Annotated in this window: 1 protein-coding gene; it reads right to left on the reverse strand. The window is 60.9% G+C overall.

Going from position 1 to position 261, the window contains the following annotated elements:
• A partial coding sequence (locus R0J92_RS24095) for a hypothetical protein (RefSeq protein WP_411053537.1) occupies positions 1–261 on the reverse strand: 261 nt, incomplete at both ends.

Consider the following 261-nt stretch of genomic DNA (forward strand, 5'->3'; position numbering starts at 1 on the left):
GGGCAATCTCCGGCTTTGCAGTGCAGCCTAACCGCACTGTTGGGCTCGTTTAGCAGCGTCGCGGTAGCGTATTCGTCGTTTTCCCGCTCCGCTACCACCACCGTTGCCCCTAGCAAACAGCGGCGTTTAAAAGGCTGGTAACGGTGAAGCGCCCGCTGAATGCCGTGGCATACCGCTGCGGCAATTGGCGATGCGATGGCAAGCGATGCCCACACGACGAGCACACCTACCGGCACTCTGAGCAACCCCAGTGCCATCCAG

Source organism: Tritonibacter sp. SIMBA_163 (assembly GCF_046535935.1).
Classification (GTDB): domain Bacteria; phylum Pseudomonadota; class Alphaproteobacteria; order Rhodobacterales; family Rhodobacteraceae; genus Epibacterium; species Epibacterium scottomollicae.